Below are 18,356 nucleotides of genomic sequence, written 5' to 3'. Positions count from 1 at the left end.
AATATATACTACGGAGGGGAACTTTATGCAAATAGTATCGACAAGAAATTTAGTAAAAAAATTTGGAGGATTAGTAGCTGTAAATGATGTCACAATGAGCATAGAAGAAAAAGAAATTTTAGGTATTATTGGACCGAATGGTGCTGGGAAAACCACTTTTGTTAATTTAATAGCTGGCATGCATTATCCCACTGAAGGTGAAATAATATTTGATAATCAGAACATTGAAAAATATCCACCACATATTCGAAACAGAATAGGACTCTCTCGAACCTTTCAAGTTGTAAGGCCATTGCAAGGGTTTACTGGCTTAGAAAATATTATGGTTGGTGCCTTGTTTGGAGCTGGAGAGAATTTAATACAAGCGAGGAAAACGGCAAATGAAATATGCGATCTTTTGGAATTGGAAAATAGGAACCAACCTATAGATAAATTAACTGTTCTTGACTTAAAAAAAGTGGAAATAGGACGGGCTTTAGCCTCCAAACCAAAAGTTTTATTTTTGGATGAAGTAATGGCTGGGTTAAACTCCGATGAAACATGGCAAATGATAGACTTGGTAAAAAAGCTTAGAGAAAATGGAATAACGATAGCCATAATAGAACATGTAATGGGTGTAATAAAAGAGTTAACAGATAGAGTAATAGTTTTGGAATCTGGGAAAATTATAGCACAAGGGGTTTATCAGGAAGTTTCAAAAGATCCTAAAGTTATATCTGCCTACTTAGGGGAGGAAGACTGATGCTTGAAATCAAAAATTTGAATTTAAAATATGGAAGAATACAAGTAATCTGGGACTTAACTATGTCAATTTATAACAATGAAGCTGTAGGCATATTTGGACCCAATGGAGCTGGTAAAACTACCTTAATCAGTTCGATCGTTGGTTTAATAAAACCAGAAACAGGAGAACTCATTTTTGAGGGGAATTCATTAATTGGATTTAAAACTCATGAAATAATAAGAAAAGGGATTTCTTTGGTTCCCCAGGAAAGAGAATTATTCCCTTTTATGACCGTTGAAGAAAATTTAAAATTGGGAGCAGCCTATGTGCCAAATGCGAGGAATAGAATAAGTGAAAATTTGGATTTTGTTTTTGAAATTTTTCCAATATTAAAAGAAAGGATTCATCAATTAGCTGGGACTATGAGTGGCGGTCAACAAAGAATGTTGGCTATCGGAAGAGCATTAATGGCAAATCCAAAATTGCTAATACTTGATGAGCCTTCGTTGGGATTACAACCTTCACTTGTAATAGAATTGTTTCAAAAATTAGTAGAGATTAAGAAATCTGGGGTATCGATAATGTTGGCAGAACAGAACGTAAAACAAGGGCTAAAAGTTATTGATAGAGGTTACGTGCTAGAAAATGGGAAGATTGTTATGGAAGATGTTGTCCAGAATCTTGCTAACAGTCCACACATTCAAAAATCTTATCTTGGGGTGTAAATACTCAAGAATATTAGTTTAAGAAGGAGATTGAGATGTCTTTTAAAAGTATTGGAAGCAAAATAACGTTGATCATAATAACTACTTTTCTTTTGTTTAGTTTATCTATTTCATACAATATATATTCTTTAATCAATTCAAACAACGCTTTAGAAGAATATAAACTTATGGCCGATCACGTTAATTCTTTCTCTCAAGCTGAATTCAACTTTTTTCAAGCTACAATTAGCTTAAAAGATTACACCGATAGTTTTGAAGAACAAAAAGCCAGTGATTTTTTTAGCTATATAGATAGTGTCAAAGACGATTTATCTAATCTTTCAACTTATAACTTAGAAGAATTACAATCAAATTTGACTAATTACGAATCCCTTTTCAATAAATTAGTTACTTTAAACCAAGAAAAAGATGCCCTTATAGATGAATTTTTAAATCTGGGATCTGAATTAGAGAATAATATGAATGGTTTTATAGAATTATCACAAAAAGTTGGTGGTTCTTCCTCTTTGCCTATATATTCACAAAGAATTTTGCAGTACAAAAACACAATTATTGATTTGTCTACACAATATTTCTCAAGTTTATCGGATGGAGATAAGAACAACGTAATTAAAGAGTTCGAAAATTTAGACTTGCAACTTTCTACTTTAGGATATAGCATAATTAATCAGGAATTAAATGATGCTTTTTCAAAACTGACCGATATAGTTGCTTCATTCAAAAGCACCTTTGATCAAATAGTCACAGCGATAGAATCCCAACAGCCCATAATCGGGCAGATGGAACAAGCAAGGGTAGAGTTAATAAACCTATTAGAAGAACAAAGAAATAAATTAAAGGTCCAACAAGACACGTTAGGTCCATCACTCATAGAAGAAAACAATCAAGCAATAACCTTGACAGCCATCTTAACCGTAGTAGCCTTCATAGTATCGATAATCATGGTCATCTATCTAATAAGGAGTATAACGAAACCACTGTTAGACTTCAAAAACAAGATAAACCAATTCAAAGAAGGAGACCTAACGGTAAACTTTGAAAGTAAAAGCAAAGACGAGATAGGTCAGATGGCAAACGCCCTATCAGAAATGAGTAAAGAATTAAGAAGATCCATGGGGTCAATAAAACAGGCATCGGACAAAGTAGAAAACGCATCAGAAAGTCTAACGCGCTCATCACAAGAAAGCAGGAAGAACTCAGAAGAACTCAAAAACCAGATGGACAAGATACAAACAAGTACGGAAGAAACGGCAGGAAACGTAGAAGAAGTGACCTCAGGTGTAGACGAAGTAGCAAGGGCAGCACAAGGTGTATCCCAAGACGCACAAAGACTAAGTGAAGAAGCAGATGAAACAAGTAAAGCTGCAGAAGAAGGAAGCAAAACGATAGAAAGCATAAGTCAAGCTGTGAAAGAAGCGGTAGAAAGGACAAAAGAAAGTCAAAAAGAAGTAGAAACACTCGCAAGCAACGCCAAGAACGTACAAAGTATAGTAGAAACGATAAACTCGATAACGGAACAAACGAACCTGTTGGCACTAAACGCAGCGATAGAAGCGGCAAGGGCAGGGGAAGCGGGAAGAGGATTTGCAGTTGTAGCGGATGAGATAAGGAAGTTAGCGGAAGAATCAAGGAATGCAACGGATGAAATATCCGAAATACTAACCAACATAACGCAAGGAACGAACAAAGTAAACGAATCGACGAACAAGGTAGTAGGAACGATAGGAGAAATAAACGAAAAGATGGAGAATGTACAGAAAAGTTTCAATCGTATAAAAGAAAGGATAGAAAGGATGGACCAAGGGATAGAAAACATGACGGCAAGTGCAGAGGAACAAAGTGCGAGTGCACAAGAGATGAGCACAGCGATGGACAGGGTAGCGAAAGCGGTGACAGAGATAAGTGAACAACTAGAAAGGTCAAGAAGTGTAATAGACGAACAAGTAAAACAAGGGATAGGGATAAACGAAGAAGCGAAAGAGTTGAGTGAATTAGCCACAGAGTTAAAAGGATTAGTTGGAAGTTTTAAGATATAAATTCACAGTGGGTGTGGGAGAAAATAACGAACAGGTATGAGTGGAGGTTTTAATAGTAAAAACCGACGAGGAATTAATGATAGCTCAATATACTAAAAGAATATTTAAAAAGTTTCAAAATGTGGCTAGAAAGATAGGTGTGTAACTAAGAAAGTGTACTTTTCAGGAAATTTAACTTTATTAAGAGAGGTGAGAAAGGTGAAAAGATTTATTGGTATGGTTTTTGTGGTTTTGTTGCTAGTTTCAGGCTTTTCGGAAGTAGGGGTAACTGATGATAAGATCTTAGTAGGTACTTTTCAAGCCATGTCGGGACCTGTTGCACCTATAGGAAGACCAATGGCGCAGGGTATGCAAGCTTATTTTAATTACATCAACGACAACGGTGGTATCTACGGAAGACAGATTGAGTTAATAGTAGCTGATGATCAGTTCAATCCTGCTAAAACGGTTGTAGAAGTTAGAAGGATGGTTGAGCAAGATGGAGTTTTTTCCATCGTTGGAGGACTAGGAACTCCAGGTATTTTAGCTGTACAAGATTATCTGAATGACAACGGTGTTCCCTTTGTTTATCAAGGTGGGGGTTCGATAGAGTTCAGTCTTCCACCCAGAGAGTATATTTTCCCGGTTCAACCGAATTACATAGTAGAAGCGAACATAGTAATGAATTATTTGGTAGAAAAGGGCCATGAAAGAATAGCAATCGTTTATAGGAATGCAGAAGATGGTCAAGAGTTCAGTAATTCAGCGGTAGGTACATTAAAAGCTTTGGGGATGGAGCCCGTTGCAAACATAGCAGTGGATCCTTTTAAAAGTGACTTCACATCTGAAGTAACACGTTTGTTATCAGTTAAACCTGATGCCGTAGCTGTTATGTTGTTCCTTCCCCAATCAGTTGGATTTGTTCGCCAAGCCAAACAATTTGGAATGACCGATCAAAGGTATCTTCTGACCTATTCAAACGCAGATGTGAGTTATCTACAATTAGCTCAAGAAGCAGGAGACGGTGTTGAGGTAATGGCTTGGGTTGCCGTGGATTTTACAAACCCCGAAGAACCCGCGATAAAAATATGGCAAGAATATTATGAAGGTATTCCTAATGCTTATGCTATCGCTGGTATGATAGCGGCAGAAGTTTTTGTCGAAGGGGTTAAAAGGGCAGGTCCTGATTTGACTAGAGAAAGTTTAGTTTCAGCTTTGGAGACTTTAGACAATTGGAAGGGCAATTACATTACACTTGGTGATGAAAATCATGGTTTGAGCTATAAGCCGGTGTCCTCAGGCTTTGATTCTCGAATGGGAATGACTTCTATGTATGTTCTAAAATCTGTTTTAACCGATCAAGGATTAGTTTGGGACTTTGCTTCAAGTTGGATACATTATTCTGTTGAATCGTTGTTAGAAGTTTTATAAATGATTATAAGGGGGTAAATTCCCCCCTTATAATCTTATAAACACAAATTTGAGGTGAAAGAATGCTTGAAGTCAAAAACGTTACCGTAGCATTTGGCGGTTTAAAGGCTGTTAACGATTTTTCTATGAAATTAGTGCAAGGAAAGATTCATGCTCTTATCGGTCCTAATGGAGCTGGGAAGACAACTTTGTTCAATACAATTACCAGGATAGTTAATCCCCAACAGGGGGATATTTTATTCAAAGGTGAATCTCTTTTAAAATTAGATACCCACGACATAATATATAAAGGCATATCGAGAACTTTTCAAAATTTACAACTTTTTCAGGCCATGAACGTTTTTGAAAACATCTATAGTGGATTAATACACAAATATAATGACTCCATTTTCTCTGTGGTTTCAAAATCAAAATCGAATTTTGATAGAGAAGCAAGAGATAAGGTTTTAGAAGTGGCTGAGATGTTTGACATAAAAAATAGGCTCACTTCTTATCCTTCTGGACTCAGTTATGGGATGCTAAAAAGGGTTGAAATGGCTAGAGCAGTTATTTCTGATCCAGATCTTCTCTTATTGGATGAACCTGCAGCGGGTTTAAATTATTATGAAACAGAGGAGATAAAAAACATTATACAAATGGTCAATAAAAGAGGAAAGACGATATTGTTGGTGGAGCATGATATGAATGTTGTAATGACTGTTTCTGATTTAGTAACCGTTATGAACTTTGGGAAGAAAATTGCCGAAGGAACTCCCGAAGAAGTATCAAATAACGAAGAAGTTGTAAAAGTGTACTTGGGGGAAGATGAAAATGCTTGAAGTTGAAAATTTGGAAGTTAATTATGGTCATGTAAAGGCGGTAAAAAAAATTTCTTTTTCTGTGAATAAGGGTGAAATTGTTACCATTTTGGGCTCCAATGGAGCTGGTAAAACTTCAACACTTTTTGGAGTTTTGAATATAGTTAAATCTAAAGGTAAAGTAATTTTTGAAGGTGAAGATGTAAGTAATAAAAGTACTGTTTATATGGTAAAAAAAGGGATTGTGTTATGTCCTGAAAATAGAAGAATCTTTTCAAGTTTAACAGTCGAAGAAAATTTGAAAATGGGAACGTACTTAAGGGGAGATTATTCAAAAAATTCTGGATATGTTTACGATCTTTTCCCTGTTTTAAAAGAGAGAAGGAAGCAGAAAGCAGGTTCGTTATCTGGAGGAGAACAACAGATGTTGGCGTTAGGCAGGGCGCTTATGGCTTCTCCAAAGTTGTTGATGTTAGATGAGCCTTCCTTGGGATTGGCACCAATAATTATTGATGAAATATACAGTGTATTAAAAACTTTAAAAGAATCTAATATTCCAATTTTGCTCGTGGAACAAAACGCGATAAAATCACTAAAAATAAGTGATAGAACTTATATATTAGAAAATGGTAACGTTGCACATCAAGGAGTATCCAAGGAAATGTTGAATGATGAGAGATTAAAAAAGTCATATTTGGGGAAATAAGAAAGGAGAGGTAGAATTGCAAATACTCCAAAGCATAATTTCGGGGATTCCACAAGGAGCATTATACGGGCTCACCGCATTTGGAATAGCTTTGATTTTTAGGACCACAGGGGTTCTAAACTTTGCTCATGGAAATTCGGGAATGTTAGGAAGTTATATTGGACTTACTGTTTATTTGGTAAGTGGTAATATTATTTTATCTTTAATTTCAGCAGTTTTTTCAGGATTCCTTATTGGTATGGTTGTTGAGCGGTTTTTAATGAGACCTTTGAAACATTTATCCCATGGTGCGATGCTTATGGTTACATTAGGCTTGTTGATGGTAATTGAAGGTTTGGTTGTGTTGGTTTGGGGAACTGATTACTTTTCTTATCCAGAATTGTTTTCAGGAAAGCCTTTTATCTTATTTTTGGAAAATGGGGTGCTAGTTATGCCTTCAAACGATGTTGTGATTACTATAATTTCCATTGCTGTAATGCTACTTTTAGCAATGTTTTTAAAGTATACCAAGTTAGGTATAGCTATTAGAGCTCGGTCTCAAGAGGAGATAGGTTCACTTGTATGTGGAATAGATATTAACCGTGTGGATGCAATTGTTTGGAGTATTGGAATAGCTACTGTAAGTTTAGTTGGAATTATTGCAGCGCCAAAAACTTACATACATCCCAGCATGTTGATAAATATGCAATTGTATGGTATAACAGCAGGTGTTCTCGGTGGTTTTTCGAACCTTTTTGGTGTTATTATAGGTGGGCTAATTTTAGGTGTTTTAGAAAAATTAGTTGGGGTTTATATATCTCCAGATTATCAATTATCTATTATTCTTGTATTGATAATATTAGTTTTGTTATTTAAACCTTCTGGGTTATTTGGGAAAGATTTTGAAGGGAGAGTGTGAGAATAGTGAAAACAGCATTATACACCTTAATAATTGGTTCTCTCCTGGGTTTATTGTTTATTTCCAAGTCGTTTTTGTTGTTAGTATTTTCTAATATAATAATCTTTGCAATCGCAGCTTTAGGTTTAAATGTAATATTTGGGTACACAGGTCAGATCTCTATCGGCCATGCTGCTTTTATGGCCATTGGAGCGTATACAAGTGCTTTTTTTACAATGAGTTTAAATATGCCAATATTTGTAAACTTAATTTTTGTTATCCTTTTTTCTGCTTTGTTTGGTATGTTAATAGCGTTACCAGCTATGAGACTGAAAGGATTTTATTTAGCCATAGCAACTATGGCATTTGGGATAGCGGTACAAGAGATAATTGCCTCAATGGAGGTATTTGGTGGAAGGACCGGAATGAGGAACATCCCTGCTTTTTTTGATTCTGATTTTTATACCTATTTGTTGAATTTGTTTTTTTATAGTCTTTTGGTCTATATAACAAGTTTAATTGTAAAATCTCCTGCAGGGAAGAGATTCAATATGGTGCGAGACAGTGAATTGGCTGCCAGAGCGTTCGGGGTGAAAATTGCTAAAGCAAAATTACAAGCCTTTATTATCAGTTCTATATACAGCGGAATAGCAGGTTTTTTATATGCGCATACGCTAGGATATATATCTCCTGCAGATTTTGGTTTGAACGTCTCTTTGAATCTTTTGGCAATGGTTATTGTAGGTGGAGTTGCTTCTTTAAATGGAGGATTGATTGGTTCTGTTATAATTACAGGAATGCCTTTTTTATTTTCACGAAGCAATTTTCCTATGACTATAATAGTAGGGAGTTTATTAATAATATTTGTTTTATTCTTCCCTCGTGGCCTTTCTTATGGGTTGAAAATGTTGTATTTTAGATATTTTGAAATCCCTGTTATATGGATTATAAAAAAATTTTGGAAGAATAAGAAAAAAGAGGGAAGTTATATTAACATTGATGGAGTAAAATTATATTATGAAGTAAGTGGTGAAGGTAAACCCGTTGTTATGATTCATGGTAATTATGCCTCTCACAGATGGTTTGAGAAAGTGAAAAACATTGAAGGTTTTAAGGTCTATACACCTGATTTGCCAAATTTTGGTTATTCTGATTGGATGAAAGAAATTCAAATAGATACTTATGCAGAATATACCAAAAAGTTTATAGATCTTTTAGGGTTGAATAAGGTTGTTTTAGTTGGGCATTCTTTGGGTGGAGCTGTAGCGATGTCGATAGCTTTTAGATATCCAGAAAAAGTAGAAAAATTAATACTTGTTGATTCCCCTTCTTTAAAGGGTTTGAAGACACCAGAAGAAAATTATTATGTTCTAAATTTGTTAAAAAACAATAGAACACTTCTAAAGAATTCTTTAAAGGCAATGGTCCCTTCATCAAGAGATAGAAAATTACTAAACTGTCTAACTAACGATGCTCTTTTGATGAACCCAAAATGTTTTACTGAAAATGCAAGGGCTTTGGAAAATTATAACTATGAAGAAATATCTAAAAATTATATTGGGGAAATATTATTCATTCTTGGGGAAAAAGATACGTTGATAACTAAAAATATGGCTGATGAAGTCGTTCGAAGTACAAATGGGAAATTAGAAATTATTCCTGATGTTGGACATTCGATTATAATAGAAGAACCAAAAGCATTTATAGATATTTTTAAAAGTTTTACATTGGAGAAAAATTAAAAAACGAAGGAGATAATGTTGGATAAAGTCAAAAATAAATCGTATGAAAAATTAATGACAGCAGCCAGGGATCTTTTTTCTGAAAAATGGTATGAAACAGTTTCCGTTGTCGAAATCTGTAGAAGAGCCGGATTATCTAACGGGGTGTTTTACAGGTATTTTAAGAACAAAGAGGACATATTTCTCAAATTGTTAAACGAAATAGTAATTTATTATGAAGAGGGCTTTTCTACAATTTCTGGTAAAAGTTTTGAAGACAGGATGGATCGGTTTTTAGACACCGTTGTTAAATCTGGAGTCGGAGATTACAAAAAAGATGTTTTGATTTATAGAGAGGGTCAATATCGATATCCAAAATACGAGCAACATTTGAGGGATTTATACGGCAAGGGAGTTTCTTTAGTTTTACTACGTGAAACGAGTCAGGCGGAACAATTATTTATTTCAGGAATTGCAAGATTTGTCATTATAAGGTATATTTTTAATGGTTTAAGTTATGACAAAACCAAAATTAAGAAGATTATTACCAATGGGATTTTTTACGATGAAATAAAAAATTATTCTTTGATATTCGATGAAGAAGATGTAATTTACCCTGATATTCCCGAAGACGAATCCGCCAGAAGTAAATTATTATCTTCAGGTATTGAACTATTTGGTACGCAAGGATATTATAAAACTGATGTTCACGATATCACAAGGAATGCAGGTTATTCAGTGGGGACATTTTATCTTTATTTTGAAAGTAAAGAAGCTTTTTTAGAGGAGATAGTTAAAATAATTGGTAAAATGACAAGAAGATTCCTTACTATCAATCAAAAAAAACAATTAAATAGGGCAGAAAACGAGTTAAGAGGGATTTATCTCTTTCTAAAATATTTTGAAAGTAATTCTGAATACTATAAAATCGTAAGAGAATCTGAATTTATTGTAAAAAAGGCAGCAAATGATTATTATGACAGATTTGAAAAGGGTTATGTTGAGAATCTTGAACGAACAAAAATAGAAGATAAAAAATTGATAGCTAACAGTCTAATGGGGGTAAGCCATTACACAGGTATAGATAGAATTTTTTTGAAAAGAATTAAAGATATAAAATCTGTTTTAAAAGAATTATCAATTTACCTTACACATGGAATACGTATCTAAAAAGGAGTGAGAGATGAATGTATTTGGAGGATCCAGGTATCTATTATGAAATTTATGGAAAAGGAAAGCCGGTAATTATATTAAACGGGATTATGATGAGTACCTCAAGTTGGATGGCACATATAGAAAGGTGGCAAAAAAAATTCCAAGTTATCACGTACGATACTCGAGATCAAGGAAAATCCTCAAGAATTACCGACAAACCTTATACTATAGAAGTTCATGTCGAAGATCTAAAGAAATTGATTGATCATTTAGGATTAAAAAAGGTAAATTTAATGGGGGTTTCCTACGGGGCACAAATTGCAGAATTGTTTGCTTTAAAGTATCCTGAGATGATCGACAAACTGGTTCTTTCAAATGCAACCGACCATATAGATAACTATCTTAAGTCCATAGGTCAAGCATGGAAAGTAGCGGCAGAACTTTACGATGGTGAAAAGTTTTTTGATATTTCTCTCCCTTATATATATTCTCGACCATTTTATAACAACAACTACGAATGGTTGATGAATAGAAGGAAGGTATTTAAAGAAACCTTAACTAAAGACTGGTTTGACGGCTTTGTAAGGCTCGCTTCGTCTAACGAAACATTTGATATTAGAAATGAAATATCGAATATCACAGCTAAAACTCTTTTCATTTCAGGAGAAGAAGATATTATAACCCCCAAAAGCCACATAATAGAAATGAGTAAAAAAGTAAAAAATTCTTTACTAGCAAACTTAGAAAACACGGGCCATGCGCTGTTTTTTGAAAAATTTGAAGAATTCTGTCTACTAGTAGAAGCCTTTTTTAATAACGATTAAAACAATTAAATTTTGAGATTATTCCCCTTATTCTACACTAAGAATTTGATATAATCATTTTTAAAAACTCTTCTTCTAAAGTGGCAATAAGGGGCTTTTCCTGTTTTTTCATAATAATTTTGGTGATAATCCTCTGCTTTGTAAAATTCTGAAGCTTTAGTTATCTTGGTAGCGACTTTCAAACCTCTATGGATTAACTCGTCTTTTACTTTTTCTGCGATTGCTTTTTGTTCCTCATTTATGTAAAATATTTCGCTTCTATATTGCTCTCCAATATCGGGCCCCTGACCGTTTTCTTGACTAAAGTCATGAATTTCAAAAAAATATCTAACTAACGATTCGTAGCTTACTATGTTTGGATCGAAGACAATTAAAACAGATTCTGCATGACCTGTTTTTCCACTACAAACCTGTTCATAAGATGGATTTTCAACAAAACCACCTGTATAACCACTGACTACGTCGAGGACACCTGCGACTTTTTTAAACATGTATTCTACTCCCCAAAAACAACCTGCTGCAAAGATCGCTTTATCTGTTGGTATTTCGCTCATTTTAATCACCTCTTATTTTCTATGCTCCACATATATAAGTTATCGCTAAAAGAGCTTCAAAAATCACACGATAATTGTCGCTGCTTATTTTGACCTTTCTTCCATCTATTCTTTCTGTTAATGGCATGGATTCGACCATATCAGCTTTCGAAGTGTCAGAAAATTCAACAATCATCTCGATGGGTGAATTGAATCTGTAAACATCGAAATATTCTTTGTTTTTATCTTTCATTTCTTTAGTTGCACTTTTAATTTCTTCTAGTAGTTTCTTCATTGGTTTAAACTCTGCAGAGTATCTGCCTAAAGATCTTTTGGTTTCTACGTAGTATAAATGTTTGAAATATGGGTTCAGTTGTTTTTTGAGTTTATCATCCCCAACAACCATTGCCAATGGAACATCAAAACTACCTCCGTATGCGGCATTAATTAGCGTTTCATTCATTTCTATTCCATTGATCCAAATATTATGAATAGAAGAACTTGAATAAGTATGATCCATAGTAGAGTATTTTTCTCCTACTCCAGCATGGTAACCAAAAAAGATCATCCTATCGAAAGATTCATCTATACCTGTCATCATATAATATTTTCTTATCCCACCGCTGATTAATTTTACGTTTGGGAATTCTTCTGTGATCTCCCACGGAATGTTGTTCCCTTCCGCATGGGAATCAGATAAGATGATCTCATGTTCTTTTAATTCTTCTAATAAAGCTTTTAATTGCCTAACAGCATATGTTTGTTTGTAATCTTTGTTATCTTTTGTGACATCGTTCCATTGGGCGACACCCCCAAGCCCTTCAAAATCAAATGAAATGTATATTTTTATAATAATCACCTCTTTATTGATAATTATATCAAAAAATCATTAAATTATATTTTTCTGACTGAATCTCTAATTATTAATTTTGTTGGCAAGATAACCCTTCTTTTCACCTTACTTTCATTTTTACCTTCTAATTTTTCGATCAATAACTTTGCTGCGTTCAATCCCATTTCGTAAACAGGTTGCTTAATGGTTGTTAGAGAAGGGTATAAATATTTAGCCAAAGGGGAATCATCAAAACCAACTATTGATATATCTTCAGGGTAATTCAATCCAGCTTCTTTCAGTGCTTTTATCCCACCCAAGGCCATCCAATCATTAGCAAAAAAAATCGCTGTAAAGTTTTTACCATATTTGTCAAGATATTTTTTAATAGCAATATATCCATCTTTTACATCAAAAGTCGCGGGAATAAAGGTAACATTAAAATCCTCTTTCTTTTGTGCAAAATCCATAAAAGCCTGCTTTCTTTCCCTGGCAGAGTATACTTCTATTAGACCTTCGACATGTAAGACTTTTCTGTGACCCATATCGTACAAATATTTTGCAATTTTCAACGAAGAGGCATAATTATCTATAGTAACAATATCCATTTTCAGTTCCGTGTTTTCTCTATCAACAGCAACAACGGGTATACCTGCTTCAATAAATTTTTCTAAACATTCTTCATCTTGGTAGGTTGTACAAACAATGACACCATCAACTTTTCTTGCGAAGAACTCTTCTAAGGCATCTCTCTCTTTTTCTAAAGAATGTCTATATGTTGAAAGGAACATTTCGAAATGATTTTTTAGAAGGACTTCTTCTATTCCTTCCGCTACCATTCCGTAGAAATCTTCTTTTAGATCTGGGACTAAGACCCCAATCCCTCTGAAGGAGCTCCCTTTTATACTCTGGCTTCTTCTGTAATCTAATTCTTTTATAACTTTAAAAATCTTTTTTCTTGTTTCTTCAGTAACGTTCTCGCTTCCACTGAGAACTCGAGACACCGTTGCAATAGAGAAGCCCGAAGCTTTAGCGATTTCTCTTATCGTTGCCATTTTTCTCACCTCAAAGGTTACACTTAATATGTTTCTAAATTAAGTTCTCCCTCAATTATCTCTATTAGAATGTTATCAGGGTCTTTGAAAAAAGCGATTCGTACGCCGCCCACAGCATTGTTAGGTTCCATTGTGAATTCTACACCTTTTTCTCTTAGATATTTAAAGGCTTGATCGACACTTTTTACTTTAAAAGCAAAGTGTTTTATGCCCATGTCTTTATCGTTTTGAGTTGTTAGATATTTTCCTTTTTCTGTAAAATTGAATAATTCGAGTACTTTATCCCCCATATCAAGGTAAACAATTACGAAATTCCCATTGTCTTGAACAAGTTTTCCTAAAACTCTAAAACCCATAATATCTCTGTAAAATCCAACAGATTTTTCCAAATCGGAAACTGTGATTGCTAAATGATCAAAATTAAAATCCATAATACTCATCTCCTCAAATAATCAAAGGCGCTTTTTATGCTAATTTCCCCTTCAATATTATTTAAAACTTTTTGATAGGATGGAAAAAGAGTAAAGAAGTTATCTTGAGAATAATTTTCTCCATTTACCCTAACGTTTACTCCCCACGCCGGTTTTTCACAACTCAATATCAAGTTGTTTCCTTCTTTTTCGTATGTAATCTTTGGATCGTTTAATTTATTTTTTCTTAAATCTGCAAATAATTCGTGGTTTTCTATTATGGTTTTTCCATTTTGTTTTAGAATTAAGTAAGCTATGGAGTTATCTAAGTCAATGTTGGAAATATTGAGTTGATCAACAGTTATTACAGAATCTTCGGACGTTTTTATGTTTGAATATTCTTTTTGCATAAGTTTTTTCCCATTTAGAGACCAAAGTTGAAATTCCAAATCAAGTTTGATTTTGATTCCATCGTTTATCAGTGATATTATGACCTTTTCATCTTTATTTTTGGCAATCGCTAACAATTGATTATAAAATCTTTTAGTGTAAAAGTATAAAGGCTTGGGCCTTTTAAAATAATCTATTGAAGCCCAACTGAAAACAGGCCATGAATCATTTATTTGCCAATAAAGAGTTCCGGCTGTTTTGTATTTTCTGTTTCTCCAGTGTTCTACTCCTGTTTTAATAGCCTCTGCTTGGTTGAGTTGAGTTAAATAAACAATTGAATCAAAGTTGTCAATCAATCCATAATGCCCATTGATGAACCTTAAGAGTCTTTCGGGACCTTCAACTTGTTTATTATGATTTAACATCGTTGGTGAAAATATATCTTTTTCTTTGTCTTCTGCAAAGAAATCAATAGTTTTCGGATCTGGAGCCGCTTGAAATCCAAATTCACTTACGAACTTTGAAGTGTCCCATGTATAGTATTTATAATCTTGCCATCCGGACCAGATTTCCCAAACATGTCTGTCTCCTGCTTCAGAAGAGTTAGCTCTACTGCCACCGTATGGGCTTGATGGCCAGTACAGTCTCGATGGATCTTCTTGAGCACATATTTTAGGAAAATCTTCCAAATAAAGTCTATTTCCAAGATTTTTCCCATCCACTTTCAATTTGTAGTCCCATTCTTCAAAGCCCCAATTATTCTCATTATTTCCGCACCAAAGGACTATACTTGGATGGTGTCTTAGTTTCAATACTTGATGTTTTACTTCTTCATTTGCAAGCTTTCTAAACCAATCTATATGGTCAGGATATTCCGCACATGCAAACATGAAGTCTTGCCAAACTAATATTCCTAACTCATCACATCTGTTGTAAAATGCAGGATCTTCGTAAAGGCCACCTCCCCATACTCTCAACATGTTCATATTGGATTCCTTCGCCATTTTGAGAAGTTTATCGTAATCACTCCCTTTTAACCAACTTAAGATATTTTCAGCAGGTATCCAATTTGCGCCTTTGGCGAAGATTTTTCTGCCGTTTATCTCGAAGATAAAGCTTTCTCCTTCTGAATCATTTTCTCTCACTACTTTGACGATTCTAAAACCTATTTTCTTTTTTTCACCATAGATTACTTCTTTATTTTCCTTAAGTCTGAACTCAACTTCGTATAAATAACTTTCACCCAAATCGTGTGGATACCAAAGCTTTAAATTCTCTATTCTTTTAGAACCTTCAAACTTGTAATTTTCAACACTAGTGGTTACTGGTAATGTAATTACTGGATTTCCATTGAAAAGGATTTCTACCTCGTAGTTTTTAGTATAGTTGATACACGAATCAATGTAACCGGAAAAGTTAACTTTTCCATCTAAAGTCTCCAAAAAAGCGGTGGAACCAAAAAGTCTAGCATCTTTGTAACTTTCTATGTATATATCTCTGTATATCCCGCTTGTAGCTATTCTTGCTCCCCAGTCCCAGCCATAGGAATACTGAGCTTTTCTTATGTAAACTCTAGCGGTTTCTTCGCCAGAGTGTAATTTCCCATAATTTTTTTCAAATCTTTTAGGGAGATCTATGGGAGATTTAATCTCTATTTTTAAAGAATTTTCTCCAATTTTCAAATACTTTTTGATATCAAACCGGTATTCTATGAACATATCCTCGGTTTCTCCAACAAAATTATCGTTAAGGTAAATATTTGAAAGGGTATCCACACCCTCTAATACAAGATCGTAACGTAGCTCATCGTTTATCTCTTCTATGTGAAATTTCTTCTCGTATATCCAATTTTTCCATTCTAACCTTTTGAAAAGTTTTTCATTTTCTCCTACATAAGGGTGAGGCATGAGATTCAAATCCACAAGGTCTCCTTGTACGGTTCCAGGAACGTTTCCATCAAACTCAAACTCTTTTTCGTTATCGTAAACCTTCCATTTTCCATTTAAAGATATTTTCAATTGAAATTTCTCCTCCTATTAATATTTTTTGGTACTGTCTTTAAAACCTTAAAAACTCTAAAACCTTATATATAGCGTCTCTTTGATGATTTTATATTTTAAAACTTCCAACTAATCCTTTTAACTCTGTGGCTAACTCACTCAGCTCTTTCGCTTCTTCGTTTATCCCTATCCCTTGTTTTACTTGTTCGTCTATTACACTTCTTGACCTTTCTAGTTGTTCACTTATTTCTGTCACAGCTTTCGCTACCCTGTCCATCGCTGTGCTCATCTCTTGTGCACTCGCACTTTGTTCCTCTGCACTTGCCGTCATGTTTTCTATCCCTTGGTCCATCCTTTCTATCCTTTCTTTTATACGATTGAAACTTTTCTGTACATTCTCCATCTTTTCGTTTATTTCTCCTATCGTTCCTACTACCTTGTTCGTCGATTCGTTTACTTTGTTCGTTCCTTGCGTTATGTTGGTTAGTATTTCGGATATTTCATCCGTTGCATTCCTTGATTCTTCCGCTAACTTCCTTATCTCATCCGCTACAACTGCAAATCCTCTTCCCGCTTCCCCTGCCCTTGCCGCTTCTATCGCTGCGTTTAGTGCCAACAGGTTCGTTTGTTCCGTTATCGAGTTTATCGTTTCTACTATACTTTGTACGTTCTTGGCGTTGCTTGCGAGTGTTTCTACTTCTTTTTGACTTTCTTTCGTCCTTTCTACCGCTTCTTTCACAGCTTGACTTATACTTTCTATCGTTTTGCTTCCTTCTTCTGCAGCTTTACTTGTTTCATCTGCTTCTTCACTTAGTCTTTGTGCGTCTTGGGATACACCTTGTGCTGCCCTTGCTACTTCGTCTACACCTGAGGTCACTTCTTCTACGTTTCCTGCCGTTTCTTCCGTACTTGTTTGTATCTTGTCCATCTGGTTTTTGAGTTCTTCTGAGTTCTTCCTACTTTCTTGTGATGATTGTGTTAGACTTTCTGATGCGTTTTCTACTTTGTCCGATGCCTGCCTTATTGACCCCATGGATCTTCTTAATTCTTTACTCATTTCTGATAGGGCGTTCGCCATCTGTCCTATTTCGTCTTTGCTTTTACTTTCAAAGTTTATCGTTAGGTCTCCTTCTTTGAATTGGTTTATCTTATTTTTGAAGTCTAACAGTGGTTTCGTTATACTCCTTATTAGATAGATGACCATGATTATCGATACTATGAAGGCTACTACGGTTAGGATGGCTGTCAAGGTTATTGCTTGATTGTTTTCTTCTATGAGTGATGGACCTAACGTGTCTTGCTGAACCTTTAATTTATTTCTTTGTTCTTCTAACAGGTTTATTATCTCTACCCTTGCTTGTTCCATCTGCCCGATTATGGGTTGTTGGGATTCTATCGTTGTGACTATTTGGTTGAAGGTGCTTTCTAAATTGTTGAGGTTTTCCATTAGCTCAGAAAAAGCATTTTTAAGTTCATCGTTGGTTAATCCAAATTCTACAAAAGCTAAATTGTCTTTAAAGGTTGAGAATATATTTAATACATTGTTTTTATCGCTTGAAGATTTAGAAGAGAAATATTTTTTAACTTCTTCATTGATATTTTGCACTGTTACAACAGGATCTTCTGATAATAGTGAAAAAGCCAAAACACTATATTGTTTAGTTAAAGTATTGAAATCATTTAGTTGTTGAATAAGTAATTCGCTTAGCTTATTGTATTCCGAAAGAAAAGTATTAGCCTGAAAATTTAATTGTACAATTTGATCGAAATTAGATCCATATGTATTTAAAGATTCATTAATATAAACTAAAGAAGTAGATTCTTCTGTGGTGTCAAGCAAATTATTCATATATGATTCTATTTTAGATAAATTTCCTCTAAAGGCGTTTTCAAAATTCTTTTCGTAATTATCTATATAATCTTTAAAATTCAAAGAAGCTTCAAAAAATGCTGTTTCTACTTCTGTTATATTATTAACTTGGTCTGACAAATTTTTATAAGATTCCAAACCAGCATTTGATTTGGTAAGAGAAGTGGTATTAAAAATTATAGAAAGGCCGAACAATATGAATATGATTATTACTATACTTATTATTCTTTTACCAATGGATCTTGATTTCATAAAAGATCACCTTCCCCTTTTTTATTCAAATGAGTGATT

16 protein-coding genes are annotated in these 18,356 nt (G+C 34.3%); 10 read left to right on the top strand and 6 right to left on the bottom strand.

The features are described 5' to 3' along the window. Positions 1–25: 25 nt before the first annotated feature. The 10 genes from PMOB_RS02625 to PMOB_RS02580 all read left to right on the top strand — a co-directional run bounded on the left by PMOB_RS02625 (position 26) and on the right by PMOB_RS02580 (position 10,975). Positions 26–742 carry an ABC transporter ATP-binding protein gene (locus PMOB_RS02625; RefSeq protein ID WP_012208349.1) on the top strand — a complete coding sequence of 239 codons (717 nt, stop codon included), beginning with the start codon at positions 26–28 and terminating at the stop codon, positions 740–742. Then, positions 742–1,449 (top strand): ABC transporter ATP-binding protein, encoded by a 708-nt coding sequence (locus tag PMOB_RS02620; RefSeq protein ID WP_012208348.1) that lies wholly within the window; start codon positions 742–744, stop codon positions 1,447–1,449. Before PMOB_RS02625 ends, PMOB_RS02620 begins: the two co-directional genes overlap by 1 nt. Before the next feature lie 35 nt (positions 1,450–1,484). Then, on the top strand, positions 1,485–3,485 hold the full coding sequence (locus PMOB_RS10170; protein ID WP_012208347.1) for a methyl-accepting chemotaxis protein: 2,001 nt from the start codon (positions 1,485–1,487) through the stop codon (positions 3,483–3,485). Between the two features lie 198 nt (positions 3,486–3,683). Next, positions 3,684–4,895, top strand: coding sequence for an ABC transporter substrate-binding protein (locus PMOB_RS02610; RefSeq protein ID WP_012208346.1), 1,212 nt, complete (start codon positions 3,684–3,686; stop codon positions 4,893–4,895). Positions 4,896–4,957: 62 nt separating this feature from the next. Further along, positions 4,958–5,713 carry an ABC transporter ATP-binding protein gene (locus PMOB_RS02605; RefSeq protein ID WP_012208345.1) on the top strand — a complete coding sequence of 252 codons (756 nt, stop codon included), beginning with the start codon at positions 4,958–4,960 and terminating at the stop codon, positions 5,711–5,713. Further along, positions 5,700–6,398, top strand: a complete 699-nt coding sequence (locus PMOB_RS02600) for an ABC transporter ATP-binding protein (RefSeq protein ID WP_012208344.1) — start codon at positions 5,700–5,702, stop codon at positions 6,396–6,398. Before PMOB_RS02605 ends, PMOB_RS02600 begins: the two co-directional genes overlap by 14 nt. Positions 6,399–6,414: 16 nt before the next feature. Further along, the gene (locus tag PMOB_RS02595; protein WP_012208343.1) at positions 6,415–7,296 is read left to right on the top strand and encodes a branched-chain amino acid ABC transporter permease; all 882 of its coding nucleotides are present in this window, start codon (positions 6,415–6,417) and stop codon (positions 7,294–7,296) included. Then, positions 7,293–9,017 carry an alpha/beta fold hydrolase gene (locus PMOB_RS02590; protein ID WP_081429191.1) on the top strand — a complete coding sequence of 575 codons (1,725 nt, stop codon included), beginning with the start codon at positions 7,293–7,295 and terminating at the stop codon, positions 9,015–9,017. The genes PMOB_RS02595 and PMOB_RS02590 overlap by 4 nt, the downstream gene beginning before the upstream one ends. Before the next feature lie 15 nt (positions 9,018–9,032). After that, complete coding sequence (locus PMOB_RS02585) at positions 9,033–10,166, top strand: TetR/AcrR family transcriptional regulator (RefSeq protein ID WP_081429189.1); 1,134 nt, start codon at positions 9,033–9,035, stop codon at positions 10,164–10,166. Between the two features lie 17 nt (positions 10,167–10,183). Continuing rightward, on the top strand, positions 10,184–10,975 hold the full coding sequence (locus PMOB_RS02580) for an alpha/beta fold hydrolase (protein WP_012208340.1): 792 nt from the start codon (positions 10,184–10,186) through the stop codon (positions 10,973–10,975). A gap of 32 nt (positions 10,976–11,007) precedes the next feature. On the opposite strand, the gene msrA is transcribed toward PMOB_RS02580, so the two are convergent. The 6 genes from msrA to PMOB_RS10165 form a co-directional block, all read right to left on the bottom strand. Further along, positions 11,008–11,529: a peptide-methionine (S)-S-oxide reductase MsrA gene (msrA, locus tag PMOB_RS02575; RefSeq protein ID WP_012208339.1), complete on the bottom strand. Its 522-nt coding sequence runs from the start codon at positions 11,527–11,529 to the stop codon at positions 11,008–11,010. Positions 11,530–11,548: 19 nt separating this feature from the next. Then, a complete protein-coding gene (locus tag PMOB_RS02570) occupies positions 11,549–12,367 on the bottom strand; it encodes a M55 family metallopeptidase (protein WP_012208338.1) in 819 nt (272 codons plus the stop codon). Between the two features lie 35 nt (positions 12,368–12,402). Beyond that, a complete protein-coding gene (locus PMOB_RS02565) occupies positions 12,403–13,395 on the bottom strand; it encodes a LacI family DNA-binding transcriptional regulator (protein ID WP_012208337.1) in 993 nt (330 codons plus the stop codon). Positions 13,396–13,418: 23 nt separating this feature from the next. Then, entirely contained in the window at positions 13,419–13,826 is a 408-nt protein-coding gene (locus PMOB_RS02560) for a VOC family protein (protein ID WP_012208336.1), read from the bottom strand. 5 nt (positions 13,827–13,831) lie between these two features. After that, complete coding sequence (locus tag PMOB_RS02555) at positions 13,832–16,213, bottom strand: glycoside hydrolase family 2 protein (RefSeq protein WP_012208335.1); 2,382 nt, start codon at positions 16,211–16,213, stop codon at positions 13,832–13,834. A 91-nt stretch (positions 16,214–16,304) separates the two neighbouring features. Further along, positions 16,305–18,317 carry a methyl-accepting chemotaxis protein gene (locus tag PMOB_RS10165; RefSeq protein WP_012208334.1) on the bottom strand — a complete coding sequence of 671 codons (2,013 nt, stop codon included), beginning with the start codon at positions 18,315–18,317 and terminating at the stop codon, positions 16,305–16,307. Positions 18,318–18,356: the final 39 nt, after the last annotated feature.

The organism is Petrotoga mobilis SJ95, assembly GCF_000018605.1.
GTDB classification, from domain to species: domain Bacteria; phylum Thermotogota; class Thermotogae; order Petrotogales; family Petrotogaceae; genus Petrotoga; species Petrotoga mobilis.
Note: the sequence above shows the minus strand (reverse complement) of the source record. Positions and strands in the feature narration are given on the sequence as shown.

Excerpts from the sequence above, each read along its gene's own strand:
- PMOB_RS02625 (WP_012208349.1), top strand. The coding sequence starts at position 26 with ATGCAAATAGTATCGACAAGAAATTTAGTAAAAAAATTTGGAGGATTA.
- PMOB_RS02585 (WP_081429189.1), top strand. The coding sequence starts at position 9,033 with ATGTTGGATAAAGTCAAAAATAAATCGTATGAAAAATTAATGACAGCA.
- PMOB_RS02620 (WP_012208348.1), top strand. The coding sequence starts at position 742 with ATGCTTGAAATCAAAAATTTGAATTTAAAATATGGAAGAATACAAGTA.
- PMOB_RS10165 (WP_012208334.1), bottom strand. The coding sequence starts at position 18,317 with ATGAAATCAAGATCCATTGGTAAAAGAATAATAAGTATAGTAATAATC.
- PMOB_RS02565 (WP_012208337.1), bottom strand. The coding sequence starts at position 13,395 with ATGGCAACGATAAGAGAAATCGCTAAAGCTTCGGGCTTCTCTATTGCA.
- PMOB_RS10170 (WP_012208347.1), top strand. The coding sequence starts at position 1,485 with ATGTCTTTTAAAAGTATTGGAAGCAAAATAACGTTGATCATAATAACT.
- PMOB_RS02600 (WP_012208344.1), top strand. The coding sequence starts at position 5,700 with ATGAAAATGCTTGAAGTTGAAAATTTGGAAGTTAATTATGGTCATGTA.
- PMOB_RS02580 (WP_012208340.1), top strand. The coding sequence starts at position 10,184 with ATGTATTTGGAGGATCCAGGTATCTATTATGAAATTTATGGAAAAGGA.
- PMOB_RS02605 (WP_012208345.1), top strand. The coding sequence starts at position 4,958 with ATGCTTGAAGTCAAAAACGTTACCGTAGCATTTGGCGGTTTAAAGGCT.
- PMOB_RS02560 (WP_012208336.1), bottom strand. The coding sequence starts at position 13,826 with ATGGATTTTAATTTTGATCATTTAGCAATCACAGTTTCCGATTTGGAA.
- msrA (WP_012208339.1), bottom strand. The coding sequence starts at position 11,529 with ATGAGCGAAATACCAACAGATAAAGCGATCTTTGCAGCAGGTTGTTTT.